Below are 6,080 nucleotides of genomic sequence, written 5' to 3'. Positions count from 1 at the left end.
GATCACCTGGTCGGCGCCCTCCTCGTCTTCTCGATCCGTCCGCCAACGTACCTCCAGCTCGACCCCGATGACACCTGACTGATCGCGAATGAACAGCGGCCCGAGCCAGCTTCTGGCCTGTTTCATCCGTGCCAGGAAGTCCTCTGCGGCCAGTCGGTTACCCGCCGGCGCCAGTGCCAGCCCTTTCTCGGCCGCCTCCAGATGGGTGTCAATCAGCTCCAGCAGGTGCTTGACGCGGGCCGGGTCGGCATCGCTGCTATCGAGGTTGTAGGAGAACGGAAAACGGCCGGCCAGATACTGATTGAAGTAGCTCGCCAGCGCGCTCCAGGCTTGTGCCGCGCCCTGTGTCTGCAACTCGTTACAGCGCTGCCGGGCCTGCTCCGATATGCCCTGGGTATAACGCGCCAGATCGCCATCGCCTGGCGGCAGGCTCGCGGTCGAGAGCACCTGGCGGCAGTTGCCGATGTCCATTTCTACCAGGTCCCGGCTCACCAGCTGCTCGAACAACGCGGGAGCGCTGGTCGGGTTCTGCGCCTTGTACTTCTTCATGTCATCGTTTATCGAACCCAGCCGGGATACTTTCTCCTGCAGCGGCAGTGGCAGATCATTCTGTGCTCTCAGCCACGTCAGCTCGGGCAATACCTTGTCGGTACTGGTGCTGATATCGGTGAACTGCCGGGCCAGGGAGGCTTTCAGATCCTGAATGTCGGTGGCCCGGAACAGCTTCAGTCCCAGGTTAGGCTTGCCGTCCCACTCGGCAATCGGATAACGCAGGGTGAACAGCGGCAAGGTGTCGATATCCGCCAGTACCTCGGCGACGTCCGCCATGGCGCGCAAGGTCAACTGCGATTGCAGGGTGCTGGCCAGATCGGCGCGGCCCAACCCCTTGAGTGCCTGGATCACTTGCATGGCCTGTTCGACGGAGACATTGAACTGGCTCTGCGTAGCGTCGTCGCTGTAGGAACCGCCCGACGAGGTCAACGCCGACCACATGGCCAACGCAGCGGCCTGTTCGGCGGCCTTGAGCATGCCCGCACGATAATCAGGCGCTATCTGAGCCAGCTCCTGCGCCACGAAGTCCTGGTAACTCTGCTGGTAGACCAGCGCCTGAGCTATCTGCTGTTCGCTCACATCGCCAAGGACCCGGGTGTCGAGGCTGCCATCCGGGCGGCGCATCGCGCTCACGGCGAAGTCGCGCTGGAGCAGGTCATCGATGCTTCTGGCCAGCTTGCTGATGTTCTTCTGCAAGACCAGCGTTCCACCCGCCTGGCGCTGCAAAAGGTTGTTGCGGCTCGCGGACTCTTCGATCCACTGGCTGTGGAAGGTCTTGCGCAACTGTTCGGCCTCCTGCGTGACGGAGGCTTCGATGGTCGGCCCCAGCAGACGGCTCTGCTTCACGTCGTTCATCAGGTCACGAAAGCCAGGCACGAGCTCTTCCCCGCTGCCATGGCTCCAGGCGGAGTTGGTGAGGACGATCAGGTCGTCCAGATGGCCGATCAGTGCGTTGATTTCCTCGAGTTTCTTCAGCGAGGTATCGCGGCCATATTCCAGATCGCTCAGATGCTTCTTGAGATAGCCGGCGGGCGTGACGAAATTGCCGGCCAGGAAGTACTGCTCCAGCCAGAACTTCATCAAGCCCTGGAAATGCGCGGAAAGCTGCTTGCCGTTGGGTTCCAGATCCACGGGGCGCAGGCCTGGCGCGGCCAGATGGCGCAGGGTCCGGTCGTAGAAGGCACGTCTGGACAGGCTGGAGGGGTCGAGGCTGAGCCCCAGCGCGTCGTTGCCCAGCTGGGCAAGCGATTCGGTGACGCCTTCCTGGCCGGTCAACGCGTTGTTGAGCAGGTTATTGTGCCGCTCGAGGCTGACCACGCCCTCCGCCAGGGTGCGTGCCTTGACGTAGTTCGGCCATTGATCCGGCTGGGCGCTCTGCACGTCCGGGCGGCGCTGTTCATTGCGGATCACCAGCAAGCTTTGCAGTTGGTAGTCCTGCAGTTGTTGCAACGGCACCAGGGCTTCGCGGCGCGCCATGCCGCGCAACAGTTGATCCATCTGCTGATCCAGGGACGTGCCCCAGGACGAGGGATAGATCAGCGATGAAAAATGCCAGCGCGGCGCCTGCAGCAGCAGCTCCCAGAACGCCTGCACATTGAGCCGTGCCTGCTCCTGACGACGTTCCGGCGCGCGCAGACTGACGTGTCCGGCATGGGTTTCCTGCAGCAGGCTGCTCAGTACGCGGGCATCCTCCTGTCGCTCCTGCCACACCCATAGCATGCCCAGCAGCCAGCACAGCGCGAATACGACGGCAATGCCGCCGACGGTCATCTGCCAGCGTTGGCGCAGACGCAGTATGCGCGGTAACGCCTGTGCCAGGCCCTGTTCCGCGATCAGCCGCTGCCGCCAGAGCGCTTGGGTGAAGACGCCTTGTGCCGCCGGCACCTCTCCGGGGTAGAGTTGCGTCGACTCGGCAAGCGCTTGCGCCGCGCCGAGGTAGAGGCCACGGAATCTGGGCGCCTCTCCCTGCGTATTGCCCTGGAAGACCGGCTCCAGCAGGGTGCGGAGATTGCCCTTCAATTCCAGCAACAGGTCCGGCAGACGGTACAGGTCCTCGGCCAGCTCGCCCTTCAAGGCGCCAACCTCGATGATCGCGGCCTGCATGTTCTGCACCACGGCATCCAGCGCATCGTCGAGCCAGTAGCTCTGCCAGCCGGCATCCAGCCCATAGGGCGATGACCAGCCCAGCAGACGCTCGCGTCCCTCTTCGGGGAGTGCGGCGACCAGCTCCTGAAAGCCTGGCATTTCCTCGAAACCGCTGATCAGGACATAGACCGGCAGGCTCAGTCCCAGGCGTTGCAGCAGTTCCGCAAAGCGCCGGCGCAGCACGATCACATCGGCAGCACCTTGCGCACCGTCCTGCAACTGATTGAGGGGAATGTTCCAGATCACGCCATCCAGTGGGCGCTGGCCACGCAGCCTGAGCAACATGCTGAGCAGGCGCCGCCAGACGAAGGTGGACGCATTGCCGCCATCGCTGGGCAGGAAGATGCTCTGGGGTACCACCAGCAAGGCACCGTCCTGATCCGCCCACCAGCGCCCGAACCACGCCGGGCGGCCTGCAGGCGTGAGTTGCCAATCGAGGCAAAGCTGGCTGCCCTCGCGCGGATCACCGAGCAGCATCAGCCAGGGCACCTGATAGCGCGACTCGATTCCCTGTTCGTGCTCCATCTTGCGCACTGCGGCATAGAAGCTGCGGATCGCCATGCCCGATTGCGTCCGCAGCCACCAGAACAGTGCGGCCAATGCCAGCAGCAGCAGGAGCACGCCTAGCAGACTGAGAATGATCGCCAGCGTACTCATTGCGCTTCATCCAGGCTGACCAGATGCAGCAGTGGCGTCAGCTCCGACTGGATGTCACGCCACATCCAGTGCCCAGCCAGGCTCAGCAACAGCAGCAAACCGCAGATCGCCAGGCTCAGGCGCACGCCGTCGGGCAGCGCACGGCGCAACGGCAGGCGCAAGGGGGACGCCCGGGTCGGCCGGGCCAGGCTGGATATCACCTCTGTTGCCGCAGGTTCGCGCTGCCAGGCGAAGGTGAACAGCGCATGGCGCCAGCGTGTGTGCAGCGCACGTCCACGATCACTGCGCAAACCGCCATAGAAACCCAGGATCAGGCATTGCAGATAGACGTTGGCCAGATCACGCGAAGCCGGCGCACGTTCCTTGAGCAGCTTGTGAATGGCACGGGGCAGGCGCTCGCCCGCGGTACGCGAGCCATACAAGCGTGCTTCCAGAGGGCGTGGCTGCCAAGCCGTACGCCCTGGCCATTCATCGAACAGCAGGCGTTCGTCGACCAGGGCCACGAACGCATACACCATCGCCTTGACCTGGCTCGAGGACGATGCCCCCACGCTGGCGAATGCCGCGCGCCACAGCCGGCGGACAACCAGAATCGTGGCTTCCGCCATGCGTTCGACCTGTTCATTGCCCGCATTGCTGAGCCCGGCAATGCCCTCCCAGGTTTCCCGCCATTCGATCCACGCCTCACGAAATGCCAGACTCAGGGGGGCTTCACCGAATTCGGGTGGGTACAGCGCAACGCTCCTTTCCGACATCTAGACTTCCTTGGCTTGGCTGGCGGATCTCAGGGGGTATCGGCGGTGAACAGCAGAACCTGCCAGGGGCTTGCCGCCGCTCTCTGCGAGGTCGTGGCCAGACATAGCGACTGTTCGGGATCGAACCAGTCACCGGCTGCCTGGATCAGGAAGAGATGGGTCTCCTCACCCACTCCATAGGCCGTTCGCTCATTGCGACTCATCGGCTGGTGCGGCAGGCCACTCATGCGCTGCTGGCGGAGCGTGGCGACATGCTGCTGCGACGCGATCACGGCCTGGGCCAGCCAGGCCTGCGCGGCCTGCTGCCCTGTACCGGCCGGCATGCGCAGCCCGACGATCAGGCGTTGTCGACGCGTCTGGTTATCCGGCAAGTCGATGGCAAAGCCCTGTTCGGACTGCTCGAAGACCAGGCAGCGGTAACCGACGCGGATACTGTCCAGGCTCCGATGAAGCCATGCGATGACCTCGTCGAAGCCGTGCTTGAGATCGAGAAAATCAAGCGGTGCGAACGCCGGCACGCCATTGAGCGGGTCGAGCGCACACCAGGCGCCCGCCAAGCCGGCCAGCAGGCCATGCAGGTGCGCCGGCGTCGCCACTCGGCCATTCAGGGCCACTTCGACCTCGGGGAGCCGTGACCAGAGAGCCGTTAGCTGCCGCCTGAGCTCCTGCACGTCATCGCGATTGCCCGCCTGCTCGGCCTGGCGTAAGCGCCCGGCCAGGAACATGCACTTCTCTCGCCCTCGCGCGCACAATGCCGCGACCATCTGCCCCAACTGCGATTCCGGCAGGATCAGCGACATCGGCGGCACGTAGGCCTGTCTGACGAAACCGCCCCCCTCCCTGGCGATACGTAACAGCGGCAGGCAGACCGAATCGGCCCGCTCGCTGTCGGTCACCAGGCGCAGATTGGGGCGCCAGATCAGCACCGGCTCGGGATGCTCGCCACTGGCCAGATCGGGCACCGCGTCTCCGCAGAGGGATCGCAGACGCCCGTTGAGTGGCAGTACCTGCCCGCTGCGGCCAAGCGGATTGACTGCCAGGTAGAGGGTCACGCAGGCATTGGCCGAAGCCGCCACGGCAGGCCCCACATCGAGCTCGAGCACCCTGTCGCCAGCTGGCTGCACGCTGACGGGCAGACCATCGGGCAGGATCGCCTCGAGCGACTGGATACGGACCAGACCGGTACTGAGCGCCGCCGGGTCCACTTCCAGTTCGCTCACCCCCCAGAACCAGGGGTTTGCAGCACTGGCGCACAACGCCGTGACGACTTCTGCGCGCAGTCCCTGCAACTGGAAATGCTGAGGCAATAGCTGCATGCCCTCGTGCCAGCAGACTGCATCCGGCAACACCTTCATAGCACTCCCCTTCGACATCCGCTGTTTGGCATGCACACGCGCAACGCTGGGCTAACGGTCTTGACCGGTCAGCAGGCGCATTTCCCTGCTGTCGAAACGCAGCCACACCCGGCCTGATTCGTTCAGGCGCAAACGATGCACGCCAGGGGTGTTATAGCCGGCGAACACCAAAAGTCCAGCGGCCCCATCACCGGCGAAGGGGAAGTCGCGCACATCGCGAAATTGCCCCGGCACGAGTTCCAGCCCCCACACCGAAAACAGATTCCGGTAGTCGCGCTCGTACTGCCCCCGCTCGGCGAACCATTGCCTGGCGGGAATCTCGGAAAGCAGCTTGAGCAGATCCGGGTCATGCACGGCGACGAAGTCAACGGCAATCGGCGTGTCGTCGTTTGCCTGCTCCGCCACATCCAGCGTCAGGCTGTCCAACTGGATTCTTTCGCCGCGAAAGGAACAGCCGCACAGGGCCATCAGGAGGCTCAGCAACACGGCAAAGCGATAGGAGGTCGCACGTCCCTGCGTCATGAGAATTTCACCTTGAACTTCACGTTTGCAAATTTATAGACCTGATCTAGCGTCTATGAAAGTTCGTCTTCGTGGCGAATGAGGATGGATCGCC

General features: G+C 63.8%; 4 protein-coding genes. All 4 read right to left on the bottom strand.

Going from position 1 to position 6,080, the window contains the following annotated elements; all coding sequences use genetic code 11:
• Positions 1–3,354, bottom strand: a 3,354-nt coding sequence (locus J0A65_RS21030; protein WP_206596300.1) for a type VI secretion system protein, incomplete at its 3' end; no start/stop codon positions are given.
• Positions 3,351–4,109 carry a DotU family type IV/VI secretion system protein gene (locus tag J0A65_RS21025; RefSeq protein WP_152488714.1) on the bottom strand — a complete coding sequence of 253 codons (759 nt, stop codon included), beginning with the start codon at positions 4,107–4,109 and terminating at the stop codon, positions 3,351–3,353. The genes J0A65_RS21025 and J0A65_RS21030, both read right to left, overlap by 4 nt.
• 29 nt (positions 4,110–4,138) lie before the next feature.
• Entirely contained in the window at positions 4,139–5,464 is a 1,326-nt protein-coding gene (gene tssK / locus J0A65_RS21020) for a type VI secretion system baseplate subunit TssK (protein WP_206596299.1), read from the bottom strand.
• 51 nt (positions 5,465–5,515) lie between these two features.
• Entirely contained in the window at positions 5,516–5,986 is a 471-nt protein-coding gene (locus J0A65_RS21015) for a type VI secretion protein (RefSeq protein WP_134675841.1), read from the bottom strand.
• Positions 5,987–6,080 lie beyond the last annotated feature (94 nt).

The organism is Bowmanella yangjiangensis (assembly GCF_017255015.1).
Classification (GTDB): domain Bacteria; phylum Pseudomonadota; class Gammaproteobacteria; order Enterobacterales; family Alteromonadaceae; genus Bowmanella; species Bowmanella yangjiangensis.
The sequence above is the reverse complement of the archived record's forward strand: the minus strand, read 5'-3'. Positions and strand labels throughout refer to the sequence as shown.

Excerpts from the sequence above, each read along its gene's own strand:
- J0A65_RS21025 (WP_152488714.1), bottom strand. The coding sequence starts at position 4,109 with ATGTCGGAAAGGAGCGTTGCGCTGTACCCACCCGAATTCGGTGAAGCC.
- tssK (WP_206596299.1), bottom strand. The coding sequence starts at position 5,464 with ATGAAGGTGTTGCCGGATGCAGTCTGCTGGCACGAGGGCATGCAGCTA.
- J0A65_RS21015 (WP_134675841.1), bottom strand. The coding sequence starts at position 5,986 with ATGACGCAGGGACGTGCGACCTCCTATCGCTTTGCCGTGTTGCTGAGC.